Raw genomic sequence first — 25703 nt, 5'->3', positions numbered from 1 at the left:
GACTTAAATAGAGCAAGCCGCAGTTAGGCTTGCTTAACATAGTGGAGTTAAAAGCTAGGCTGGATATGGATAGAGCTGAAAGTCATGCATCAGCAGTTTGTTGTTAATTTGTACGAATGGAATATTTTTATTTTTACATCGTTCACGAACAATATTCGGAGGTTGAAGTTGTAGCCAAAGCTGCTCGTATAGCTCAATTAATTCAATCAACTTAGACGATTTTATATAGACATGAAGACTTGTACCTTTTCTGGCACTCAAAACGGGTCGTAATCCGTGTTGCTGAAGATAAGTATCTAATCCGTTTTTAGGGTACGGTTTAAAACCGCACCACCTGTCCAGAAAAATGTGAGACTCCATCGTCTCGTACACATCTTGCCTGTCAAATTTTTTGACATTGCGGCTTGTTAATACAGGCTTCCATCCAAAAGCTTCTGCATACTCCGATACTTTTAAGCGATTAGTGCAGAGATATTCGCCCAGCTCTGTATAGCTTAGAAGATGGGAGGTTACATCGTCATATTGAGTAGAAATCAGTGCTAAAAAGTCGTTTCTATCTACATAGAAGTCATTTAGGTTTTTAGCTGCGGGCGCAACGTATACCGATAGGTTGCTTTTTAGTAAAGAGTTTAAAGCTTCGGCTTCGCTTTGAAGGTGCTTCACTGACATGGTGTGTAAAGTAGTTAGACTTGATAGCAGATGTATCTCGTCGGCTTGAATTGGCGACGCTCTCTTTGACCAGGTAAGCATGAAACTATCAATTTCGTACAAATCGTACTGTCGGCTTCTGTTGTAGTTTATTGAGGAAAATTGTCCCAATTTACTAAGCGAGCGCACAGTCACAGGCGGTATACCAAGTAATCGTCCAACTTGCACCTCCGTAATCAACGTTTTACCCATCTTTGTAGTCATCAACGCTCTATTGTTTGCGGTATCGTACTGAAAAAAGTTTGGGCGGATATTTTTAATCGGATGTTCAAGTTTTTTTAGTAATTCAAATGAAACAAACTGCATCGTATTCGCCAGTTTAGAATGAATACTTTCTGTAAATAATAACATTGATGCCTTACTGGTAATTAGTTGAAACGCATGCGTAAACTGATTACTTAATTCACTATTGTTATATTGATTAAAGTCAACCTTCGTGGGTGCAAATGAATAAGGCTGTGCTAATTCGCAAAAAGCTTTATAAAGTGAAGAGAGAAATATAGTTTCTTCTTTTCTACCCGTTAATTTTTCTATAAAGCGGAGATGTTCTGGCTCCTCTGACAATTGTAAAACGTGTTCGCACCAGCGGTAGCCACATCGATTGCAGCCGGAAAATATATCTGCGTTCCAGGAGAGTCTTTCAGCACAGCTAGGACAGTGAGTGTTCAATTCGCCGGAGTGAAATTTGCAATATGTAACGTGATATTGCTGCCAATTTTCACGAATGAAGCCGCTATCTTTTAAACATTTGATACAGACGGAAGGAGTATTCGTTTGAATTGATAGAGAGGCGTCTTTATTTTCTATTTCGAAGAAATTCAACGATTCAAAGCATTGCTGTAGTGAATCTACTTTAAAATTGAGCATTGGTGCGAGCGTGCTAAACAAATCTTTGTGCATTTTGCTCGTTCGTTTAAAGCAGGAACTTGTGTATACCATGCCAATTGCACTGAACATTTCTTTTATTGTCATAAATCCATTTTCTTTTGCTAACCTTAACAAAAAACCTTTGAACAACTCGCCAACTTCCGGCTTTAGGTTAATACGAAAAACTTTAGGCATATAAATTCTCTTTTATTAGTAGTCTTTTGACTTCTTTGATGGATCCACGAAAAGGATTATTTTTGGACATGTTAAATTCTGTTGAAAAAACACGTTCATACAAGTCGGCTAACGTTTGTAAGTTGATTTTCTGTGAGGGCTGAGTGTGGTGAATACATTCAGAGAGCAAATGCCGAATTTGTCTAGGCTTTCCTTTTGTTGCAAGCAGAAAACGAAGTAAATTGTCGTAATTTATGTCGGTCTTATACTCAAAACCATCATCGGTGATTGAGTCGTTGAGACAACTAAAAAAGGGCATTTTTCTTTTTATATGGGCCAATATATCGATGAGATATTCAAAAAAGTCGAGGGTGCTTTCATTGTCTAGCATGCAAAACGAAGTTAATTTAAATGTTCTAGTAAAGCGCTCTGATATTTGTGCATCTATAGATAAAATTTGAGCCGATTCTGGAACACCGGCGACTACCCAGGCGCAATTCGTCTTGTTGACAAGTTCCTTGATGATTTTCAGTATCTTTGATGTTGGTAAAAGCCGGCTGGTTGGCAAAACAACTTGAATTTCATCTAAAAAAACGACTTTAATATCCAAGTTATTTATCAGTGTAATAATACGATGTTGCTTTGATGCAATAGTTCCCTTTTCTGGAGCTATATCGTCTAAAGCACGCAATATTTCGGTCAATAGCTCAGTGATTGATGAGCCTGGACTTTCTACATAAACCCCGAATTCTCGCGCACTAACTTTTGACGCATTCGCTCTGGTTTCAATAAAGCGCTTGCAAAGCGTCGTTTTACCAGTCCCTGGTGCCCCGATCAGAAGCCCGCCGCAAGTTTCAAGATGACGAGACAAAATGACGTCATCAATTTCAAGAAACACGTCAGAGAACTTTGGTATATCAGAATAATAATCAACAAATCGATAAGATTCCTTCGACAACGAAAACTGCAATGTAAGTACCTCTATTTGGAGTGAAAATTAAGTATCAAATTTTGAAACGTTTTTCTTACGTGAGCGACACGCTTCTGTCTTGGTCTTGGTTGGAGTTGGTTTTCGATCAACGTGTCGAGATTTCCCATGAATTGGCGAAGGTTTAAGCAGTTTAGAAAGTGCTTCGTCCGTTAGATTAGCTTTGTGTTTAGCTTTGTTTTGCTGATTTGCCTTGCGCCTTTTCTTGTTTTCACTTTTCTCCGTTTTAGCTCTGCTAGTTATATCGTTGATGATTGGCGTCATCGAATCATACACAATAGGCTTATCAAAGTTGTTTTCACCCTTTCGCCTTGCTCTGTCTTCAGCTAGCGAAATTGGTTCATTTAGGGTGATAGAAGGGACATTAAACAGTTCTCCAGTTTTTTCATTTAGAACTGAAATTTTCGATATGTCATTTTCAGAGTAAAAAAATGTGACTCGCGGATTGACTTTCTTTGAGCCGACGATTGCTACGTAATATTCGCGTAGTTGTTCGCTGTGATAGAAATGATAATTTTTCTCTATACCCTTATGGGCTTGAATCGTGCCGGTCGATTTTATTCCGCGAAAATCATCAATTGAAGCGATGAGCTCTGGAGGCATTATTGTTACGATGTCATTATATTCTTGACTCACTTGCGCTGGAGACTTCCCGTCCAATCCTTTGTGGGGGGATTGGTGATAGATATCTAGTATGAAACAATCCACTATTTTTTTGAATTCCTCGTGAGTTGTGTATGGCAGCATTTGTATAACAGTGGAGTCTTTTCTTCCTTCGTTTTTACCCGCGTATCCTGGTATTTTTCTACAGCATTGCTCACGAAAAGTACGATTAAATCGTTCTATAAAGGCATTACGCCAGGACTTTTTAGGCGGATTTTGAATCCCTTCGATCTGCATACTTTCAAGAAAGTTCTTAAAGGTTTGGGAGGCAAAAATACCCGAATCAAACTGAATCGATTCGATTCTGCCGTAAAGTGGCCAGCCGTTTTCCGTATATTCAGGTGCTGATTTTGGTAATAACGCACATTTAACTGTATCGATAGCGCTCGATAAGTCTTCTCTGCGCTTTTTTGCGATTGATATGACATAGCTAACAATTGCGCGAGTAAAAATACAAATGGCAAAAAAAACAACCGGCATTCCAACATAGTCGCCATTTTCATTTCTTAACGCGATATTGATATGAACCGCATCAATTTGAACTCTTTGAAGTGGTCGTTCGGCAATGTAAACTGATTTGGTATAGCGATATCGTTGTAAGGCAGCTGAATATCCTTCTCGCTCTTGGGCAACCTCAAACTGTGATAACTCGTTGATAAGCTCATAAAAGACGGTGCGAGAAAAGAGTTTGGCTTTTTCTCGGTCGAAAGCTGGTAGCTCGCTTTTGTATTGTGAGAATGCAATCTTCAGTTTTCTATATGTTTGCTCTTTGTTCAGTGCTCCCTCACTGAGTGGTTTAAGATACCACTCGTCGACAACACTAGAGAATAAGTCAAAAATTTCAGTCGAAATATGACGTCCTCTCTTTACGTTACTCGGTAAAATCAAATTTAGGTAGTTTCGATTGACTTTGTCGCTAACAAACGTTTTATACCAACAGTATAAAGTGCTTGTAGAGGGGATATTTTTCCCGCTATCTCCTCGCTTTCTTGATACTTCACTTATAATACGTTGACGGACTCGGATAGAACATGGTGACTCTTCTTCTAAAAGTGGAGAGATATAATCTTTCATCTTCTGAAGCTGTTCATTTTGTTTAGACGTGAGAAAAACGCTTTGTTTAGTTAATGCTAAACTGGGCTCATAAGGTGTAATGCGACCATCTTGAGTCTGTTGAAAGTATTCTGCAACAGAGATCACTTTACTTTTGTCATTCGCGAGTTGAAGAATAATGAAATCTTTATCAACAGTTCTTACTAGCGCAGGTGTTTTATGATAATTGACACGCATGTCTTGCTTTATTATTTGCATGACGTTTCCCTTTTCTTAAAGAACGACTGTGTGGATTCAAAATTTTTTGTGATATCAAAATGAAAGAAATTGTGTGCTAGTAATGTCATGAAATCGTTGTAAAGATGTTTGTTTTCATCGCGGCGTAGTTGTCGATAGATCGTTGAATCAATCACATTCGGAAGCTCACCGAAGAGCACTTTTGCTGCTTGAGTGACATTGAATTTTTTGAATCGATAAAGTGAATCTAAATTGGGTATTTGTGCTCCGATATAAATGTCATGACAGCTCACTAGTTGAAGCTCTCGCTGATATTTATTTCGAAAGTGAGCTATAAGAAATGCGAACTTTTGTTTGTTTTTTTCAAGCTGGAAAATCGAATGAGGTTTAATTTCGATGAAGTACAAGTCGCCAGTCACCGTCTGCACTAAAAGATCTGGGGTGTAGCGAGTTTCTTTGTCATTTAGTTCATAAATTATAGAGAGTGGTTGACTGGTATATGCTCGAATATTGGTATCAAATTCAAGTGTAAGCATGACATCTCGCTCAAGCTTACTCTCGCAATATATTGATTTTCCGTTTTTCATTGAATAGAAATGCGTGATATTCAATACGCGACTCGTGCGAGGTAATGTTCTCTTTCTTTGCATTACAAGTTTCTCTCTTCCAATAATTAACAATCATAAATGACAATATTTGTAAAAAATCGCGAAAAATAAATCCGTTTTTTCTTGCCCATACATCTGTTCTAGACTATATTTAAAGGTTTTGTAAAGCATTTACCCCATTCTATTTTGCTCCTCGCACTTTAAATTGGCTCGGTTCCGAGTGATCAAACACACTAATTTCACGAAAAGTATTATTAGCTTCGAATAACAAGTTTAGAGTTCCAAAAACAACGCTCTGATACATTAAAAAGGCTATTTTACCAAAAGTAAACAAGGTTAAATTTTATACTAAAACTGTTTGTTTTTAGCTCGACGATTTTAGCTAACTTATTGATTTTATGGTTGCTAGAAATGAGTTCCGATTTTTGATGTAAAAAATAAACATCCTATTTTAGGCCTTTACTTGTATATTTTCATGATGATTGACGAAATGTGGACATTAATTGACGTATATGGCTTATAATTCTTGTTTTTTTAAGTAATTTAGCGTGTTTTTTTTCTTTATTTTTTATTTTACGAAAAAATTCGTGCTTTTAAATCAATGGGTTAATTAAAATGCAAAATCGTACATTCCAAATTTCAGAATCTTCAGCAACTAACTTTAAATTCATGTGTAAGAGCTTGGGTTTGAAATCCACATTCTGGTCTAGATATTTCATTGAGAATGAAATTGAATTCTTACTCGGTAGAAGGAATATTTACAGTGTTGGTAGAAATAACGAAGAAGGATTCAAATTGTTGGAGCAAGCTCGTAAAGCTGAAGGGCTTGTTCGATTTGACGTACCTCTTTCAGAAGGTGTAAACAATCAGCTCGTTTATACTTCCGGTGAACTTAGAGTGTCAAAGGGTGCTTTTGTTGAGTTTGCACTCGAATTTGCGTGTTATAGATTGCTGGGAGTGAAGGATCAGTATGAGAATCTGCGAAGGCTGGAAGTTGAGCAGGTGTTTTTTCTGCAACACTTAGCCAAGAATAGCGTTACTTACAAGAGCCACTCAGAATTTTACAGACAGCGATTGGACTTTACGAGTTATAGAGCAGATAAACATAAGAGAGTAAATCCAATCAATATTGCTGAGAGTTAGTATATTTATTTCAGGCATTATTAATGCTTTTCTCTGTTTCATGTTAGTGCTCCTTGGACTACTACAGTTATAGCGTTGCATAAACAGCAGTTTGCAGACTGTCGTAAAAATTGCTCAACGGTCGGCTCTGAGCGAAAAGGAGTCATTTCAGAACTTTGAGTTGTCGCTCCCTAGAGCGAATGTTCAAAGTAAAAGACAATATTACATCCAATTATATTACAGCCGTCACAAAGGCTAGTCGATAGAGTTAATTTGTCCTACACTTTGAGCGTTCAGCGTAACTTTCCATTCTTCTTTGCTTCGGCGTTTTCTTCGCATGGTGTTATCAATTAATAAAAAGCGACTCCGAAATGTGTTGCTAAATTACGCAACAGTAGACGGGCTTTGGGATACGACGACACTTTTTTATTAAATCCTCTCAATATAACAGAAAGCCCCCTAAAGGCCTTTCTTAAATAAGAGCCTTAGCCAGTATATAATGGGAGATGCAGATGCAGATGCAACCCTAGAACTTTATCGAAAACTCAAATATAAATGGAATCCTGTTCATGCACTTTTCAATGAACCTTATTCAATATAAGAAAAATTTTCAAGCCATTTTCTCCATAGCAATATACCAAATAAACACAAGCTACTAAGTATTACAATGGGAGGTGCGCTTACTTGGCTAACCCGTGCTCTAATGGTTCCAAAACTATCGATACTACCAGTGCTCGAGTCATATTGAGACAATGCTAATTGGAATTGCTCGTTTAAGCCGTTACCGACATTAAAAATGTCAGATGCAACGTCATAGTTAGTTAGCGAACGGTCTGATTTTCCTATAACAATCAATTCGAGTACATGAGGAGGAGTGTAAACTGAGCCTTGAAATAGACCCACACCTTTCGTTACATCAATAAAACTCCGAGACTCTCCCTCACCCAAGAAATAACCTACTTTTGCGTCTTGCAAGTCAATGTTTTCCAGTGTGAAATCGAGTCTCGATATAAATGCAGGAAGTCTGTCATATGTTCCAGCCTCTATATTTTTTACTGATAATTCTTGCTTACTTTCACCATTTCCATATCGGCCTAAATGCCAACGAGGATTGTGTGTTAAAAAGTTTCCCTCATCATCTATATCAGCAACACCATCATAAAAAGTGACTGGTTCAAAGAAAAACCGTTCCATAGTATTGTTTAATCCAGGAGCATCAATATGAGCGGCTCCCATTGCATGTCCTACCTCGTGAGCTATCGTATGAGCAAAATTATAGTATTGCTCATTATTAATAAAATCTACGTTGTTTGGTAAATCATATGATTCATTCCAGAAAACTGTTACGTTGTCATTCTTTGTTTGGTTCTTGAAATCAACACCTTCATAAGCGATTCCATATAAACTTTTATCAAAGTTAAGTTCGTCGTGGAAGTTTACCGTGGTAACGTTATTGTCAGTGTTAAAAATATCAAACAATCTTACATCATCAAAAATTGCTATATTATTTAAACCAGAACGTTCGAATATTGCTCGTGTCTCAGCAAGTATTGAGCGGCGCGAAGCCTGAGTTACGGACTGGTATTTCGTGTTACTGCCAACCACAGAATAGTCAGCGATAGTGTCCCACCCATCACTCGTTTGAGTTTGTACAAAGCCTACTGGATTAACACTACTCCAGTCAATAAAAACACTTTGTTGGATATCATCTAAATTATAACTGACAACATCGGTGATAGAACTTTCAGAGTACCCCCCAAGGGCATTAGACATTGAAAATTCGATGCTTTCATTGCTAAGTTCAGTAAAGTCAAACTCAAATGTTGGAAATGCTGCTTCTGAAGAAGAATTGAACCTTGTTATTAAATGAGTAGAGTCAGTTGGCCCATCGAAGACATTCTTGATTTTATCTCCATTCGCATCGTAATAAAACTCAACAAAGCTTCCACCACCGACTGTCTTTCCGAGTTCATCTGAATAAATAGTTGCACCGAGATTCCCCAGCGAAAATTGTTGCTCGAAAGGCTCAGGGGCTTCCAATACAAAAGAACTATCAAGTGTCAAGTATCCAGAAAAAGTATCATTAACGTCCCATTCTACACTGCTATCGACTGTTCTTCCTGAATTGTTGAATTGACCATCAAAAAGTATTATCGAATTTATTGAACTATGCCCCTGAGCTGACAGGATGGTGCTTATTGCTATTATTATTTTTATCCCTAGCTTTCCCATGTTAATTCCTTTTTTAATATTATGCTAAATCAATATTAGCAAAAGTTAGGCCAATCCGTAACTTTATGATATTGAATGATTTATAAAAAAAAGAAATCGATTATGTAAAATTAATTGACAAAAAGTGGTGCCAATAAAAATGGATTTATACGGTTTAGTGACGTTACTTTGTTAGCGTTTTATAGGTGTTATTGAGCTTCGTCTAAGTAAAATGTGGATATTTCTAAAGAATAATTAACCTTGAAAATTCGGTTTGAATACACAATACCCACAACTATTATACTATTACTTATCGCTCTTTGCCGTCGTATTGTAAAAAATCCTGACAGTCGGCTTTCTGCCCAAAGCACCAATTCAGCTGAATGTTGGTGAACGTCTGCAATTGGCACAAAACTGAAATAGAAGCTCATATCAATGAACGTCCGCTCCTTGTCTAAAGCGGTCGACCGATGATACTCAAGTCAACTTCAGCTTATCGCTCTAAGCCGAAGTTCGGCTCAGTGCCATTTGTAGGCGGCCAGTGAATGTTGCCTGACTGGATGCTTTTGATAGATTCCGGACGGTCAAAATAGTTTTAAACTTTTGAAAGAACCAGCTAAATCATGGCATCATGGAAAAAACGAGCACATGCTCGGTAGAAAAGCGCGTAATTTGCGAACTATTAAATGACTAACTGTGACCAAAGGATTATGGAAATATACCAAATAATTTTAAGTTCAATTGGCGGCACCACAATCATCTTGGGTGGACTGTTTGGATGGCTGGGTAAGCGACACCTTGATCGCATATTGGAGTATGAAAGAAATATCCATAAGATTGAGTTGGCTAAAATTCAAAATGAATTGAATATTGCTGTTGAAGCATTCAAAGAAAAGTCATCAAAAAACCTCTTAGTTTTCAAGTCACAATTTGAAGTAGAATTTGAGTCATATAAGGCAATGTGGGAAGCATTAGATTTAATGACTGACTATATATTTAGATTAGAGCATTTGTATTCGGAAGACGAATCTTCATACGGAGATAAAAAAGCTTATGATGAGGCGGAAGACAAGTACATAGAAACAATGAGAGTGTTTAGGTCAAAAAAGCCTTTTGTTGACTCAGCGATTCAACTGAAAATGGTTGAGTATGGGAGAGAACTTAGGAACGAATTATTTTATTCCGCAGCTTGCATAAAGGCAAAAAAGGAAAATACTTCGTATTCATACACTACAGAACGAGCGTTAGCGGGAAAACGCCTTGATACTTTAGAAGTAATTAAAGACGATATAGCAAGCATGATTAGTGACAGGCTGAATAATATTGAAATCATAAACAGCTAACAAAGCCATCAAAAATCACTCTTACAGCGCTGTACTAGCAACAAGTTGTTCGTCTTTAATGCGGTTATTTCAATGGCAGCTTTGTGATTAGCAGCCGTTCAGCTTCAACTCGTAACTGATTCGAACTGAATTAGTGTAATCGGTAAAGTTATTCTCAATCCAAGTGTTATAAAATTGAACCTATCACTATTTATCACAACCTTTCACCAAACTATCACCAACTCATCACTTCATCACAAGTAATTCAGTTACTAATATAACCATGACACAACACAGAGGAGAATGTCATGAGTAACAATAACCACAAAGCCAACCAAAAAAATCAGAATACAGGAACTTCAGGGACAAATACTGCACACCAAAAGGTGTTAGATAACAGAAGTAATCAACTAAACCCAAATAACCCTAGTTACAAAGGTAAAAAATAAGGAGAAATATATGTCAGATATGTCACAAGAAGAGCTTGATGTATGGTCAGACATCAACAACCCAAACAATGAAGCAGATATGGATGATTGGGCTGATTGTCATAACCCAAATAATGATGACTATATTGGGGATGACTAACCTAACTGGCTGGTAGATAATACAATTTCTACCAGCCAAAGGAGTAGCTTTTGAAAACGGATAAAAAATGTAAGGACACAAAAAGGCTTTTGAAATTAGCCAAAGATTCTGGCATGAGCAATAAGGAAATCGCTAAAAAAGCTGGGTTAAGTCCAAAGTCCATATCCATGGTTAGCCGCTGGCTAAATGACGGGGTATTGGCTTATGAACGCCAGATGGGATTCTTCGTAAAGGTGTTTGGCGAGCAATTGAGGCGCAAGTCTGAACATCTATTATTTATTGAAAAAGATGAGCAACAATACTTTATTAAGTTAACAGGTGACCTAGTTGTAAAACATGTCGTTCGTGAATACATTCGAGTTTCCAAAAAACAACTTAATATTGCTCTTCATAGATTTTTAATTTATCGAAAAGACGATAGCTATTATTTGGTTTCACAAACTAGAAAAGGTTTCGATGCCGAACAATTTATTGATTCAGATATACTAACGTCGTTATCCCACTGTGACAATGAAGATGCTAACTGGATATCGGAAGGAACCTCAGAGCTTTTAACAATAGAAGAGTTATTACATTGTGTTGATAAAGTAGCTAAAAATCTTGCTGAAGGGCGCATTATTTTTAGCAAGGAGTGTATTTTTTCTGGTCAAGAATTACAATTCAATATAAGACGACATTTGATGCGAGAAGGCATTCAATTGCCTGATGTTATTGACATTTCGAACCAAAATTAGATAATCGGTAAACCCCAAAAAAACTGGAGTAATACTCCGTGAAAGGCTGGGAATACAGCCATCTTGTTATGTTTCGCTTCGCGGTGCCACTATAGCTATTTGACGCTATGGTCGCATTCAACATAAAGGTGCTTTGTGATTTGCCAATGGCTAGGTGAAAGGTACGCCAAGTAGCTGAAAAAATCCTAAGCAAAAAGGGAAAGGGGTGGGCAGGACCAAACCACGTTTCAATCAGAGACGTCGTTTGGTCTTTTACTTCAAAGGTAATCTAATTTAATTCCTGTAGAAACTAGGCTGATATAATGGCAGCTTCACGGTAATTATAGTCATTCAGCCCTTCCAATGAAAACACAAAATTTAGCTTTTCAAGGAAAACGAGTGTTACTATAAATTCTCAGTAGTAAATTGTTAGAAATACAAATAGTTTAGGACTAGTTTTAAATATGGATATTATAAAAAATAATTGGGAATGGCTGTCAGTTAACCCTTGGGTAGCAATAGCACTTGCTTTAATGTTTTTTGGTTTAGGCTGGGCTGCTGCCAATTTATTCTATAAAGAACGAATACAGCTCTTAAAAGAGAAGAATAATGCCAGTAATAGCCAAACTGTTGTTCATGAGAACTTTGAATACCCTCAAAGCGGCAGATATGGGAAAAATGTACTTTCTAATACAGCCCAGTCAATTGGAATTAATGAAAAAGTCGGTTTTCGTGCAGAGATTCCAAAGAAATCAAGGATACTCGTTGTGCTCAAGGGGCCTAAGCCGCTTCATAAATCAGACAAAGGTCATTCATGGCAGTATAATCTTTCAAAGCGTTCAAATTGGACTACCAGTACATACGAGTCCGAAAGTGGTGGTAGGCAAGAATTTACTGCTGAAAATGGCACAGCAGATATGGAGTTGGAGTTTGTTCGTTCTGGAGAAGCGACTATCGAAGTTTTTGAAGGTGAGGATAAGAGTGTAAGCTGGGTAAAAATTATTACAATTCGAGAGTAGTGTATGTCTATCAAGTTACTAATGGGCATACGGAGAGAATATGTCAGATTCAAAAAGAATTGATGTTGAATTTTCCTTTGCTGCGGATGATGCTTGGATAGGTAGAGATTTATCAGCGCTTTTGGATGAGGTCGGTTTAGAAACATATTTTTCATCAGACAACCCTGATTTTGCAGCAGGGTACTTAAGAAAGGAACTGATGGGAGTCTACAGAAGCTCTGTAATTAATGTGATGCTTTGGTCCTTTACATACCGTGATAAACCGAAAGGTTCTATTGTTAAGATGGAAAATGATTTGATTTGGCAGAGGCATGTGGGAAAGAGTGAGCATAAAACTCTTTTTATTCTAAATGTTGGTGGTTCCTCCATTTTTGTCTCACTCTACAATCCTTAAAACAAATACTGATCGCCTTTCACTACAATCCGATTTGAGTGCAAAACTTGTTAAGTCTTTCGCCAGAGAGGATTTGCAAGGGGTGCTTTTTTATATAAGCCGAAGTGGAATGGAATATCCTCATATGTATTGCTATGAGTACGACAAATACATATGTGAAACCTTTGGCCGTTGATAATGCCCAATATCAAGACGCTTCTGACAGACAAATTTTCCGCTGCGCTTCAAATTTGCTGCAGAACCCAGCGTTGAGCACCCGCTTCTAACAATAGACTAGATATTTCTGAGCCTGGAATGGCCGGTGTTTGGCACTAGATACTCATTTTACTATTCAGAATGGGACGTCTGATTTCGCGCCAAGCACTTATTTAAGTGCCGTTAGATTACGAAATCAAACTCTTATGGCTACTGTCATTTCGACAAAGTCGCCTGGTAATTAGATCGACAGTTTCCCTTTGTATTGACACTAACCCATATAAACACTTTGCCCTTGACCAGGATATTTTTCAAATATGTGCATATATATATCGCCACAAGTCTTAGGCCATAAGTCATCATCATATGATTCAGGTAAGCTATCTAATACTTCTTCAATCATATTTTTCACTCTAGCCTTAGTTCGCTGTTTTTTACGCCAATCGATAACTAAAATATCCTGCATTTTTGCGGTTAATTCTTTGGCTATTTCTTTAACTTGGCTACGCTCTTTATCGGTTAATGGTGCGTCCTGAATCATCAGATCATATACCGCTAGTTCTTCTTCAGTTAAGCCCTCTCGAACGGTGCGTTTTTCTTCATGCTCTAAGTCATTAATAAACTCTTTCAAACGATTAAAGAACTCTTCAGCGGTATAAGCCCCTAGGTTATATTCCTCAACTAAATCTAAGAACTTTTGTTGTAAATCTTGACGGGCTTTATTTTTTAACACCATTGGCTGAAGCTTTCGCTCAATCAGGTTTTTTAAACGCTCTGCATCCGACTGTTTAGGTTTTTCAACCTTGGCAACCATAGTTGCTAGCGCATCAAAATCTATATCCGCAATATTAATAGGCTCTGGTAAGTTACTTTTAATTTCAATCGTTGATATCGACTCATCAAGCAGTTCATTCACTTGATTACGCACGACATCGAGCACATCTTCATCATCAATTGATAAGCCAGATTTCAAACGCATTTGGGAATAAATGATATTAATCGCGATTCGATAGGGCACATATTTATTAGCACTATCATCAGGCATTATCGCTTTGAAGATACGGTTTATTTGACGAAGAAATGCGGTAAATTCATCTTTGTTTTTAGGGTCTAAAAGTATTTCACTCGCGTTATCTAACAAAGATAACTTAGCAAAGCCATCAGCCGGAGCTGACACTATGCCTGCTAAATCTACATCATTGTTATTTAGGAAAACTTGTAACTCACCAACGGCAATGCCCAATGCTGTTACCAATTCTGATTTATCTTTGGCGGGGCTGTCTACCTGATACCCACCACTACCTTCAGCGACACCGCCACCGTACATGCCTAAAGCTTGCTGAAGCGAACTAAAAATATTGATGTAGTCAACAATTTGCCCTGCAGATTTGCCTGCATACACACGGTTAGCGCGAGCAATGGTTTGCATTAATGTATGACTTTTTAAGGGTTTATCTAAGTAAAGTGTAGACACAGATGGGGCATCAAATCCGGTTAGCCACATGGCACAAACAAATACTATTCTTAAGTTATCTTGAGGGTCTTTAAATTGCTCATCAATTTTTTCTTTTAAGAAACGCTCACGATGAGGTTTATAATCAAGACCTTTCTTAGCAAGACGTTCATCATCATTTTGCCCACCGGATACAACAACCGCCATATCAATTGATGTCATATGATCTATTTGAAAGTTTAGCTTATTTAAACGACTTCCTCTGGCTACTTTAGCTTGCGCTATTAAGCTGTTTAACTTGGTTTTCCAAGCAGCCTGAACCTTGTCATACATTTTTATCGTAGTTGCTTTATCAATAGAAACAACCATGGCTTTACCTAACATGCCATCAGAAAAAGGCGCACGATTAATATAATGTTCTACTAAGTCTTTAGCGACAGTTTCCAAGCGGTCATCGCGAGTAATTATATGATACGCCTTAGAAAACTCAGTTTCTAAACGAGTTTGTTGTTCTTCAGTTAAGTCTGCTTCATCTAGTATTTCAGCGATTTCATCACCAATACCTTCATTCGCTAGTGATACTTCCGGCACTCGGTTTTCATAATACAGAGGTAAAGTCGCACCATCGTCAACCGCATCTGAAAAATTATAAATACTAATGTAATCACCAAACACTACTTGTGTTTTAGCCTCTCCTGCAAGCAACGGAGTGCCCGTAAATGCCATAAATGAGGCATTAGGCATAGCATTGCGCATATTCATCGCTAAAGAGTCGTATTGGCTTCTGTGGGCTTCGTCAGTAATAACAATAATATCATCACGTTCCGATAAAATCGGATAATTGCCTTTTTCATCACCTTTAAACTTTTGAATTAAGGTGAATACAAAACGGTGATCTTCCCCAAGCAATAACTTTAATTGCGCACCTGAGTCTGCTTGACAGTTTTCGGTAACGATTCCCGCTGCATTAAAGGTTTTATAAATTTGATCATCGAGGTCGGTTCTGTCGGTAACTAAAACAAATGTCCAGTTACCGGTATATTTGCGAAAGGCTTTTTTACAGAAAAAGACCATCGAAAAACTTTTACCGCTGCCTTGTGTATGCCAGAACACACCCAACTGACCAGAACTAGCTGAACTGGCACGTTGTTTTACATTAGTTAAGCCTGACAATGCCTGGTTAACACCAAGATATTGATGATATTTGGCAATGATTTTTATCGTTTGTTTTGTTTTTACAAACAATACGTAGTTTTCAATAATATCGAGCAGACGGTTTTGCTCACATACCCCACGAATAACAACTTCTAAACTAACCCTTCGCTCTTCAGATTCATTTTCAATTTTCTTCCATTCAGCAAAATGTTCCCATTGGCTTGATATAGAGCCAACCTTTGATTGCACGCCGTTTGACAACAGAATTAATTGATTAAAAGTGAATAACTGGGGAATAGTTTTACGGTAATCGGCAAGGTTTTCTTTGTAAGCGGTTAATAAGTTCTTGTGGCTTGCTTTTAGCTCTACAAATACGAGTGGAAGGCCATTAACAAAGCCAAGTAAATCAGGTCTGCGCGTTTCAATTTCTCCGGTGATGCTCATTTGGCTACAAAGCAAAAATTCATTGTTGCCGGAGTTTGACCAATCTATATATTGAACAACGCAATCTTCTTCATCTTCAGCATTTGTTGTGTACACGTATCCACTAGTTAATAACTCGTAAACTTCTTCATTAGCTGATATTGCCGTCATAGCGCTTCTATCACGCGCTATTTCGTCAATGGCTTCTTGAATTATCATTGGGCTAATATTAGGGTTAAGCTTTAGTAGTGATGCTTTTAATCGAGAACATAACACAACGTCATTACGAGTTTCTCTACCAAAAAACATTGGGTTATGAACCAATGATTCATCATCAAAGGAACCAAATACTTCATCCCAGCACGTTACCGTTTTCCAATTTAAATCTGAAAATAACTGAATTGCTGGCTGTTCTACTAAAACATCTTCCGTGTATGTCATATCACTTACCTATTCTAGCCTGAGATCTGCATATCAATAACTTGCTGTATTAGTTCTAAAGCATATGGGAGTTCAGACACTTGAGATACCTTCAGTTCAACATCACCATTTCCCCACCTACCAAGGTTAGTTACATCTCTACAAAGTCCTTTAGGATCATGAATATCTTCATATTTACAATTTAAAGATAAGCGCAATCCTGAAGCTTGTGGCACTACATCTACAAAATTTGTATCTAACTTAAACGCAACATAAAGCTTCAAAAACTCTTCCCTAACATTCTCATCAAGTGCCAAAATTTGTGTTCTAAATTTTTGGTACAGATCTTTTGTCGCACCTTTGTCAATGAAAGGATGATCTTCAATAGAATAAGACGTTTTTTGTTCATCAATTGTGCGGTATGACTCTAAAATAGATTTATCTATATCTGGGTATAGCCAGACTTTTGACATTTTATTGCTTAAGTCAGTAATACGAGTTTTAATTTGCTGTTCGTTCCAATTACTAAGGTTTGCTAAACCTTGATTTAGTTTTAGTGGGCTTTGGGCAAAACCGCCTTCCATATCTCTTTTTTCTATAAAAGGCTTATCACTTAATTCAGAGTTATAACCAGTTAGCGTTAAATTTCCAACAGTGTGTAAATATGTTTCTTGAATAACTTGCCAATTGTCACCTAACTCCATTTTCCATTCGTCAGATAACTTACTATTTTGCGGCATAATATGTTCAATCGTATAATCTTCTACGATAACTCGCTCTTTTCTACCAAAGTTTTCTAGTCGTCTAAGCCAATATGCTTTGCTGCGAATATTGTACATATCTTTGGTCGCAAGACAGCGCTTAAACTCGTCATCAGAAGGGTATCGTCGATAACTGGTTAATTTTAGCAATTCAACTTTAAAGCTTTCTAAATACTTCTCTTTTTTGAGTGATTTGCCAAAACCAGCGAATGTTTTGTTTAAGGAGTTTGTTGGAATATCACAGATGTAACGACGAAACACGTAGCTTTCAATAAATCTACAGCATTGCTCAAATTCATCAACAGTTAGAATATTGAAGTGGTAATCATGGTATAGCTCAAGAATTAGAGGATATGCGACATCAACCTTATAAGCATTAATATCTTTAAATACCTCTAACAATTTAGGTTGGGTTTCTAGTTCTCGGACGAATGAAATATAAAATTTCGAATGAAGGTGCACGTCAGCTACAATTTCTGCAATATTACTTTCAAGTGCCGAAGCATATTTCTTAAAAGCCTCATAAACATCACCAACTCTTGGTGGTTTACCTGTTTTTACTGTTAAGAAGTCACGCATAAACTGGTTGAAGAGCCAGCTATACTCACCGTGACCAAAATCACTTTCCATTGGGAACCAATAATCATTATAAAGTTGATTTTGTTGTTTGGGTTCAAGACCCATTAGTACGTAGTTCCGAATGAGATCAGCTTGACTTAGGTCCAGCCCAGTTGAGTTTAAGCTTTCAAATATTAGTTGTGGGTTATCCCTTTCTCTATCTAATGCAATATCAACAATGATCAGCTTTTGTAAACCAAGGTAAACTTGATTTAATTGCTCATTACTAGCATTTTGTAACTTTCGTTCAAACAATAAAAAGTTCTGAATAACCCTTAATGAGGATTCTGTATCTTCTATGCTTTTGCCATCAACTAGACTACGTAAAGCTTTATCATCAGCCTTGGTTAAAATCAGTTTATAAAATAAATCACCATCTTCAGCATCATTACATAGGTAATACTTTTTAAGTTTCTTGGCATTGGTCCCATCAACAACATTTTCATTACCATCATCAATTCTTTTTTGAATTTCACGAGTTAACGCAGAGATTAACAACGTGGTTGACGTTAAGCGCTGTTGCCCATCTATAACCAACAATTGAGGAACATCGCTATGACTATATAGACCACGCTCTACATAGACCACTGAACCGATAAAATGAGCTTCTAAATCCGTTGCTCCTGCATATACTATGTCTTTCCATAATTGCTCACATTGAGCATGAGTCCAACTATATTGGCGCTGGTAAATTGGAATAATAAATTGTGCAGACTTTTGTAAAAATTTGAATAGTCGTGTTTCCGTTGCTTTCATACTACTTCCTTAACTATCTTCTTTTATTTAGGTCTATTAATAGGTTACCGATTAAATCTAAATCAGCCTTCACTTCTATAATTTTCCTGGGCCTTTGCTGTAAGCCCGTTGCAGTATCATGCCCTTGAAAAAACGTACTGCAATTCGACATTCCCTGCTCAATAATATCGTAATCTGCTTGAGTAATATCTCCTATCAATTTAGTGATACGTTGAGTTTGAATTGAACGGCCAAACCTCGTTACAACATTATTAAACAGCTTTTCTTCAACCAACCTTTCCCAAGCTTCCCGAAGTAAATTATAAAAACCATAGCAGTGTTGTGAATATTCAAGCTCAGTCCCCGTCCGATCAACTTTTTCTAATGCTTGATAGCTTGCATTAAGTTGCCCAACTCTTGCTTTTATAGGTAAAGCATCCCAAGGAGGAGTATGGTCAACTATGCCAGTATGTTTGCGGTTACGATCTAAACGAATCTGCGTAACAGAAGCGTCTGTTGACTCATCAGCACACTCAAGTAAATACTTATAAAACACTAGATCATGGGTAAATACAACTACTTGTCTTGCTAGTGATTCCTCTACAAGACGCTTGCCTATATCTTCTCGCCATCTATGATCCAGAGAGTTAACAGGGTCGTCAAAAATAACCGATGAGCGTCTACCATCTGAAATTATCTCAGCCATGAAGCAAGCAATGGCGATGCACCTTTGTTCACCTTCACTAGCTATTTCAGCAACTACATTATTGCTACCTTCAATAATTTCTAATTTGGAAAGTTGTTGGCTAGATGACCCTCTCGTTTTTACTTTGACATTAAATCTATCAAATCCGAATTTCTTTAACTCATCTTCAAAGCACTTCACCAAAGGTTCAATAATTGTCGCTTTACTTAATTCATTTGCGAGAATAGTTACTTGCCTTGTATTTGTAACTTCTTCAATTGCTTTTAGCTTTTTTTCAAAAACATAGCGCGATATATTTTTGATAATGCTTTCTTTGTTATCAGAAACTAATTTTCTTGATTGGATCTCTGCTAATGCTTGTTCTTTTTCCACAATCAAGGCGTCATGAGATTCATCATCTTTACCTTCCAGCTCGTTAACGTCATTATTTAACTCTTTCAATACGTCTTCGCAGTATTTAACAAGTGCTTCATCAATCTCAGGGGAAGCACTTTCAGGATTAGAATTTAAAAATTGTAACTTGCGTAATTTAAGTGACTCAACAAGCTCTGCTACCGAGGTTTTAAATGTATTATCTTCGGTTGTCAGCTCATCAATAACAGCATCGTAATCGCTCAGGTCTAACACGATATCTTCAATTTTCTTGATTTCTGCTTTAAGCGTCTTACTTGCGCTCTCAGCTTCTTGAATGGCTTGGTTAGCAACATACTCTCTAAAAGAAACTAATTTCTGTGCACTATCACTGCCTATAGCTTGTAAGCAGAATGGGCACGTATCTGACTCATCTGGTGGAAATGATATGTCACTCGTTTGAGATTTAATAAAGGATTCCGCTGCTCGCCAAAGAGTTAACCACTTGGCATCGCCAATACCTTCAAATGGCAAGTTGGACAATACTCTTTCTCGCAGCTCTTTGGCTAGTTCCGCTTTTTCAGCAGCTTCTTGCTTAACAGCATTTAAGTCGGTATAAGCTTTATCTGATAAAGCATTGCTTAACGCTCTAAGCTTATTGGATAAAGGAGTTATCCTAGCAACCTGTGCGTTTAAACCTTGTTTTATACTCGCCACAGACTGAGACTTTAGCTCAAAAATACTTTGTTGGATTGGTGTTATTTGGCTAATTTCGTCGTCAGTTGCACAATGCTTTTCAACTTCTTCTAACGTTGAAAGATGGCTCAATCCATTTACAAATTTCCCACTTAATGTGTCAGATGAAAACCCTGGTAGTGATTGAAGACCATTACCAGGCATTAACTCTTCCCCAATCTGTCTTTTTATGTAATCTAAAGCAAGGGATAAACTCTCTAGCACTTTAAGAACAAAAGGTTTGTAGCCAAGGACTCCTTCTTTTTTACTTACATAGTGTGATGCAGTTTCTGTGTCGAATACTCGAATAGATTTTAATTTTTCGTCTGGTTCTGCCATTTTAGTCCAATCTACAGGTAAAGATTCACTCTCATTGCACACAGTCAATTTTGCTGAGGATTCGTCACTCGAATTATCAAAAACATTACCAAGTATGGGTGCAACGTCACCTCTCGTTAAACAGGCGTGTTTTAAAATACGAGCATATGTTGATTTACCCGTACCATTATCACCATAAACAATATTTAAACCTTTTGTGTTTAAAGTTAGTTCTTGGTTTGGCGCTAAAGAGCCGACATTCACCACATCAGTAATCGAAGATAAGTTTATCTCTGACACTTCTGAGACTAATCCTGTTGCAGTAACAGGGGTTTCATAGAGAGGATACAACTCGCCCTTTTCAATAACTCCGTATTCCATTTGTGCTATTGACCAAATCAAGTGGTGTTGTGCTTCTGTTAATTCACCCTTTCTTAACGCAAGCTTTACAGCATGACGCCAAAAAACGGGTTTGTCTTTTACCCAATCGACTAGTTTTTCTACGGGCTGCATAATATATCCTTATAATTTTATTTGTCCTGAAATTAACTTCGGTAACAACATGTCTCGTTGTTGTTTTAGATTTCTATTCTTAAGGCTAAGTAATCTTATTTGCTCAATCGCAGGATTAACCACGCTGTTAAATCTTTCAAGAGCATTAGAATCAGGTAAGCACACAGCAAACTCTTTTAAAACATCCCAGCTCGCTCTTGGCATTTTACTGCCCTGCGCTGTTTGCACTGCTTGAGCAACAAATTCATTGGAGAATGTAACCATAGCAATTAAAGAGTGGTGTTCAGGCTCTTTGGGTGATAGAACGAACGTATCGGAAGAGCAAAGACCGTCGACTTGTGCAACACCTACTTTATGAAAATTCGGCCTAATTTTTCCAAACAATATATCACCGCGATTAAAAGCTAGTTTGTTACTGCCAATTTCCGACACTTCTTCCCAGTCAGATAATGCAATTGATTTTCTCGGAAAGTGCTCCAACCCCATGTAAGGTGTGTTGTCAGGTACGCTTCCTTTTTTTATTGTTATCCTTTTAAACTCAACAAGATCACCCAATGGTTTAACTTCCCATCCCTCTGGAATTTGACCTAGTGGCGAGTCGATGAGTTTTGGTTTACCGTCTGCATCAAGGCTATCTTCGTGGCTTGGGTAGCGGAAGTTAACAAACCATTCGCGATAAAGTGATTGTGCCATGTCCTCTAAAATATCGATACGGCGGTTGTTGTTTTCGATTAGGTTGTCGTAATTTTGCAAAACACTACCTATTTTCTTCTGCGATTTAAGTTCAGGTAGCGGTATCTCTATACTTTCTACTTGAGTTGGACTGACATTAGCTTGACTCGCTGCACCGTGAGCCATTTGTGCAATCTCTTTCCTAATATCCTCGCCAAGAAGAGAGTAGAAAAGATAGCTTTTATCAATTCGTGCTTCATTAGGTATTACTTTGCCAGCTCGTTGATTAAGAAGAGCTACTGGATATTTACTGGGATATCTGCCAACTCTACCGACGACAGAGTTTGGTTGGGTCATATGTGAACCAGTAAGTGATATCAAAACATCATCAGCAGTAACCTTATATTTATCATCTATTTTGTCTAAAAATATCGAGTCAACATAATCTGCATCATCAAGAGAAGCAGTCCCTATCTTTATGTTTTTAATTTTTATAACTGGAGTGTTTCCACCTACTTTAAAAGACTCACTTTTGAAAGCATAACCAGAGATTATTTTACACACATCCTTCAATGGGACTTTGTTATAAGTAATCACTAAGGAGCCCCTAAAACTTTAATTACATTTTCTGAAATAGAAGCCTCTAATTCATGCGCCTCTACATTCAAAACTTCTAACTCTTCTTGTAATGCTGTCAACCTAACAACAAAGTCTTCATCATTTTCTTGTTCACCTTCAGCAACACCCACATAACGGCCAGGATTTAAGCTATAACCTTGTTCAATGATTTCTCCTTTAGATGCTACTTTACAAAGGCCTGCAATATCTTGATAAGTCAGTTCTCCATTGTCATTAGCAAAGAAGCTTTCTAGTTCAAATTTACTATCGTTACCTGCATCAGGGTGAGTTTCAAGATAAGTATTATCAATATCTTGCCCACGGTATAAACGCACAATATTGGCAATAAAGTTAAGTTGCTCGCTAGTGTAATCACGCACAGCACGGGTTACTTGGCGGAATATATGGCGAGCATCAATAAATAATACCTTGTCTTTATTATGTGCAGGTTTATTTTTATCTAAAAACCATAAAGCACAAGGTAGAGTAACGGTGTAAAAGAAGTTACTTGAAACAGCGACCATGACATCAACACCATCTTCTTCAATTAGCTTTTGACGGATCTCTTGCTCTGACCCACGAGCGTCACTGGCTGAGTTAGCCATAACAAAACCTGCACGACCTTTTTGGTTAAGTGCTGAATAAAACATTTGAATCCACAGGTAATTGCCATTGTCGTTACGTGGCATACCATAAGGAAAACGGTGTTTATCACCTTCTAAACGGTCTTTTTGGATTTCATTAACGTTAAACGGTGGGTTAGCCATCACATAGTCAAACTGACCGTATTGTTTACCGTCAATTACATCACCTTTAGCTAAATCGAACGGGTCTTCATAGTAAGAGTTACCTTCACGGATATCACCTTGTAAACCATGAACCGCGAGGTTCAGCTTAGATAAACGAACAGTATCACCTGTTTTTTCTTGCCCGAATACAGACAACTCATCAGAGGCGTCTTTGTTATGCTTTGCCACAAAATCGGCAGAGCTAATAAACATACCGCCACTACCACAAGCAGGGTCAAATACCTTACCGTGGTAAGGTTCAATCACCTCAGTGATTAACTTTACTAATGCTGAGGGTGTGAAGAACTCACCACCGCCTTGACCTTCAGTTTTGGCAAATTCATTAAGGAAGTATTCGTAAATACGCCCAAAGATATCTGAGCCAAGGCTGAAGTCGATATCGTTAAAGTTTTTCAGCAAGCTTTTTAGTATGTCGTTATCAAAACGAGTAAAGGTTTTAGGCAGGGCATCTTTAATTGCTTCGTTGTCTGCTTCTAGCGCTTTCATCGCGTTGTTAACATTAACGCCAATGTTTGAGCCTTCGGGTAGTGTCAATAAATTCGAGTAAAGCGCATCATCCGGTACGTACATCGCACCTTCTGCTTGAATTTTCGATTTAATGTCCCCACCGCTGCGGCGACGTGAGTTAGTTTGTTCTTCAATTTTATTTTTTGCTAACGTAAAGCGATATTCTGCATACTTAAGGAAAATTAATCCTAGTATTGGTCGAGAATATTCTTGCGCAGTTAAGCCGGTGTTAGCACGTAATGAATCTGCTGCAGACCATAATCGTTTTTCTAATTCTTCTATCTTTTTAAAATCTGCCATTTTTATAATCCTTTTTATAATTCCCTTTATCTAATGGTAATGTATCAAATATGAGTTTAAATATGCGACTATCTTAATGATATTTAGTGAGTAGTATTGTCATTCTTTTGAGATTGTTCAAAATCAGCTAGATAGCTTTTTAATTTAGGAATCAACAATTGTACAAGCATATTTATCCTCTAACATTTTCACATGCATGTTAAATGCAGTTTACATGTAGCTTTTTCCTTTAGACTAAGGTAACTAACACGCTTTCAAATCTTTACCCAGTTATCGAGTTGCTTTTTACTATTTTAATTTGCAAGACGTGATATAACCTAATGCTTTATCCAAATACGAAATAAATAGAGAATGGATAATTCTTTCACCATGTATCCACCCTAGTTATTGTATGGTTTCAATTCGGATTTAGGAGGGAAAAAACAAACTAATCGAGTTCAATCAAGCCGGATTTTTTGCAAAATAAACCGGATCCCACAAATTTGATCGTTGCCATTTGTCTTTTCCTGTATATACTTACACTGAACTGTATAGAAAAACAGGCTGTTTATGCGTCCACTAACACCCAGGCAACAAGAAGTACTCGATTTAATTAAAACAACGATGATCGACACCGGAATGCCACCGACTCGTGCAGAGATTGCGCGCAGTTTAGGTTTTAAATCTGCTAATGCGGCAGAAGAACATTTAAAGGCACTCGCGAAAAAAGGTGTGATTGATATTATTCCCGGTACTTCTCGTGGGATACGTCTGAATTGCCCGTTGGACGATGAAGCCGAAGAAGGTTTACCGTTGATCGGTCGTGTTGCAGCAGGTGAGCCAATCCTTGCAACCGAGCATGTTGAATGCCATTACAAAATTGATCCTGATCTATTCAAACCCAATGCCGATTTCTTATTGAGAGTCGATGGCATGAGTATGAAAGACATCGGTATTATGGATGGTGACATTCTAGCTGTTCATCGCACTACCGATGTACACAACGGCCAAGTGGTTGTGGCGCGAGTGGATGAAGATGTCACAGTCAAACGTTTCGAAAAGCGTGGAAGCCAAGTCTTACTTCATGCCGAGAATGAAGCTTTTTCTCCTATTAAAGTCGATTTAGCATCTCAACCCTTCAATATCGAAGGCATCGCCGTCGGCGTTATCCGCAACTCCGAGTGGATGTAAAGCAACACTAAACAACGGCTCTTCGAAGAGCCGACGGTTTTTCGTAAGATAACGGTACTTCGAAGGTATGACGGTTCTTCGAAGACCCGCACCAACCACCGTAATCCCTACGCAGAACCGTCATCCCTGCGCAGAACCGTCATTCCTGCGCAGAACCGTCATTCCTGCGCAGGCAGGAACCTCCATCCGCTACAAGAAAACCCAAAAAGAGCACCTATTAAGTTTACCAGTTAAAGGTGGGAGATCCCTTCCTTCGAAGGGATGACGGTACTTCGTAATATAACGGTACTTCGTAATATAACGGTACTTCGTAAGATAACGGTACTTCGTAAGATAACGGTACTTCGAAGGTATGACGGTTCTTCGAAGACCCGCACCAACCACCGTAATCCCTACGCAGAGCCGTCATTCCTGCGCAGAACCGTCATTCCTGCGCAGGCATAATGCTGTTCGGTTAAGGTTTTTTCCTTAGATGTTCGGCTTTCTTTAATGGGAATCTTGTTGGCTTTATCTTTACGGCTCTAGGATAATCCGGCCGGTCAGGCTCAGGCAGAATGAAGTCTTTGAGCGTTTCAGT

General features: G+C 37.9%; 18 protein-coding genes. 8 read left to right on the top strand and 10 right to left on the bottom strand.

Annotation, left to right across the window (positions count from 1 at the left end; all coding sequences use genetic code 11):
• Positions 1 to 54: 54 nt before the first annotated feature.
• The 4 genes from ACKLNX_RS08920 to ACKLNX_RS08905 form a co-directional block, all read right to left on the bottom strand.
• Positions 55 to 1770 carry a TniQ family protein gene (locus tag ACKLNX_RS08920; protein ID WP_412972089.1) on the bottom strand — a complete coding sequence of 572 codons (1716 nt, stop codon included), beginning with the start codon at positions 1768 to 1770 and terminating at the stop codon, positions 55 to 57.
• Complete coding sequence (locus ACKLNX_RS08915) at positions 1763 to 2647, bottom strand: TniB family NTP-binding protein (RefSeq protein ID WP_412972088.1); 885 nt, start codon at positions 2645 to 2647, stop codon at positions 1763 to 1765. The genes ACKLNX_RS08920 and ACKLNX_RS08915 overlap by 8 nt, the downstream gene beginning before the upstream one ends.
• Positions 2648 to 2746: 99 nt before the next feature.
• Complete coding sequence (locus tag ACKLNX_RS08910; protein ID WP_412972087.1) at positions 2747 to 4711, bottom strand: hypothetical protein; 1965 nt, start codon at positions 4709 to 4711, stop codon at positions 2747 to 2749.
• Positions 4702 to 5340 carry a Tn7 transposase TnsA N-terminal domain-containing protein gene (locus ACKLNX_RS08905; protein ID WP_412972086.1) on the bottom strand — a complete coding sequence of 213 codons (639 nt, stop codon included), beginning with the start codon at positions 5338 to 5340 and terminating at the stop codon, positions 4702 to 4704. Before ACKLNX_RS08905 ends, ACKLNX_RS08910 begins: the two co-directional genes overlap by 10 nt.
• A gap of 573 nt (positions 5341 to 5913) precedes the next feature.
• On the opposite strand from ACKLNX_RS08905, the gene ACKLNX_RS08900 reads away from it, so the two are divergent.
• Positions 5914 to 6441, top strand: coding sequence for a hypothetical protein (locus ACKLNX_RS08900; protein ID WP_412972085.1), 528 nt, complete (start codon positions 5914 to 5916; stop codon positions 6439 to 6441).
• Between the two features lie 567 nt (positions 6442 to 7008).
• On the opposite strand, the gene ACKLNX_RS08895 is transcribed toward ACKLNX_RS08900, so the two are convergent.
• Complete coding sequence (locus tag ACKLNX_RS08895) at positions 7009 to 8652, bottom strand: hypothetical protein (protein ID WP_412972084.1); 1644 nt, start codon at positions 8650 to 8652, stop codon at positions 7009 to 7011.
• Between the two features lie 689 nt (positions 8653 to 9341).
• Between ACKLNX_RS08895 and ACKLNX_RS08890 the strand changes: the two genes are divergently transcribed.
• The 6 genes from ACKLNX_RS08890 to ACKLNX_RS08865 all read left to right on the top strand — a co-directional run bounded on the left by ACKLNX_RS08890 (position 9342) and on the right by ACKLNX_RS08865 (position 12667).
• Positions 9342 to 9974, top strand: coding sequence for a hypothetical protein (locus ACKLNX_RS08890; protein ID WP_412972083.1), 633 nt, complete (start codon positions 9342 to 9344; stop codon positions 9972 to 9974).
• A gap of 287 nt (positions 9975 to 10261) precedes the next feature.
• Positions 10262 to 10402, top strand: a complete 141-nt coding sequence (locus ACKLNX_RS08885) for a hypothetical protein (protein ID WP_412972082.1) — start codon at positions 10262 to 10264, stop codon at positions 10400 to 10402.
• 10 nt (positions 10403 to 10412) lie between these two features.
• Positions 10413 to 10541 (top strand): hypothetical protein, encoded by a 129-nt coding sequence (locus ACKLNX_RS08880; protein WP_412972081.1) that lies wholly within the window; start codon positions 10413 to 10415, stop codon positions 10539 to 10541.
• Positions 10542 to 10591: 50 nt separating this feature from the next.
• Entirely contained in the window at positions 10592 to 11275 is a 684-nt protein-coding gene (locus ACKLNX_RS08875; protein WP_412972080.1) for a hypothetical protein, read from the top strand.
• Positions 11276 to 11718: 443 nt separating this feature from the next.
• On the top strand, positions 11719 to 12273 hold the full coding sequence (locus ACKLNX_RS08870) for a hypothetical protein (protein WP_412972079.1): 555 nt from the start codon (positions 11719 to 11721) through the stop codon (positions 12271 to 12273).
• Between the two features lie 40 nt (positions 12274 to 12313).
• Positions 12314 to 12667 carry a hypothetical protein gene (locus ACKLNX_RS08865; protein ID WP_412972078.1) on the top strand — a complete coding sequence of 118 codons (354 nt, stop codon included), beginning with the start codon at positions 12314 to 12316 and terminating at the stop codon, positions 12665 to 12667.
• Positions 12668 to 13133: 466 nt separating this feature from the next.
• On the opposite strand, the gene ACKLNX_RS08860 is transcribed toward ACKLNX_RS08865, so the two are convergent.
• The 5 genes from ACKLNX_RS08860 to ACKLNX_RS08840 are packed head-to-tail and all read right to left on the bottom strand — an operon-like array spanning position 13134 to position 23956.
• Positions 13134 to 16334, bottom strand: coding sequence for a type I restriction endonuclease subunit R (locus tag ACKLNX_RS08860; protein WP_412972077.1), 3201 nt, complete (start codon positions 16332 to 16334; stop codon positions 13134 to 13136).
• 14 nt (positions 16335 to 16348) lie between these two features.
• A complete protein-coding gene (locus tag ACKLNX_RS08855; protein WP_412972076.1) occupies positions 16349 to 18448 on the bottom strand; it encodes a DUF262 domain-containing protein in 2100 nt (699 codons plus the stop codon).
• 13 nt (positions 18449 to 18461) lie between these two features.
• Positions 18462 to 21050, bottom strand: a complete 2589-nt coding sequence (locus ACKLNX_RS08850) for an AAA family ATPase (protein ID WP_412972075.1) — start codon at positions 21048 to 21050, stop codon at positions 18462 to 18464.
• A 9-nt stretch (positions 21051 to 21059) separates the two neighbouring features.
• Entirely contained in the window at positions 21060 to 22319 is a 1260-nt protein-coding gene (locus ACKLNX_RS08845; RefSeq protein WP_412972074.1) for a restriction endonuclease subunit S, read from the bottom strand.
• Positions 22319 to 23956: a type I restriction-modification system subunit M gene (locus ACKLNX_RS08840; RefSeq protein WP_412972073.1), complete on the bottom strand. Its 1638-nt coding sequence runs from the start codon at positions 23954 to 23956 to the stop codon at positions 22319 to 22321. Before ACKLNX_RS08840 ends, ACKLNX_RS08845 begins: the two co-directional genes overlap by 1 nt.
• Positions 23957 to 24505: 549 nt before the next feature.
• On the opposite strand from ACKLNX_RS08840, the gene lexA reads away from it, so the two are divergent.
• Entirely contained in the window at positions 24506 to 25126 is a 621-nt protein-coding gene (lexA, locus tag ACKLNX_RS08835; RefSeq protein ID WP_411695338.1) for a transcriptional repressor LexA, read from the top strand.
• Positions 25127 to 25703 lie beyond the last annotated feature (577 nt).

Source organism: Glaciecola sp. MF2-115, from assembly GCF_047250385.1.
Taxonomy (GTDB): domain Bacteria; phylum Pseudomonadota; class Gammaproteobacteria; order Enterobacterales; family Alteromonadaceae; genus Glaciecola.
This window is presented reverse-complemented; position numbering and strand designations above follow the sequence as displayed.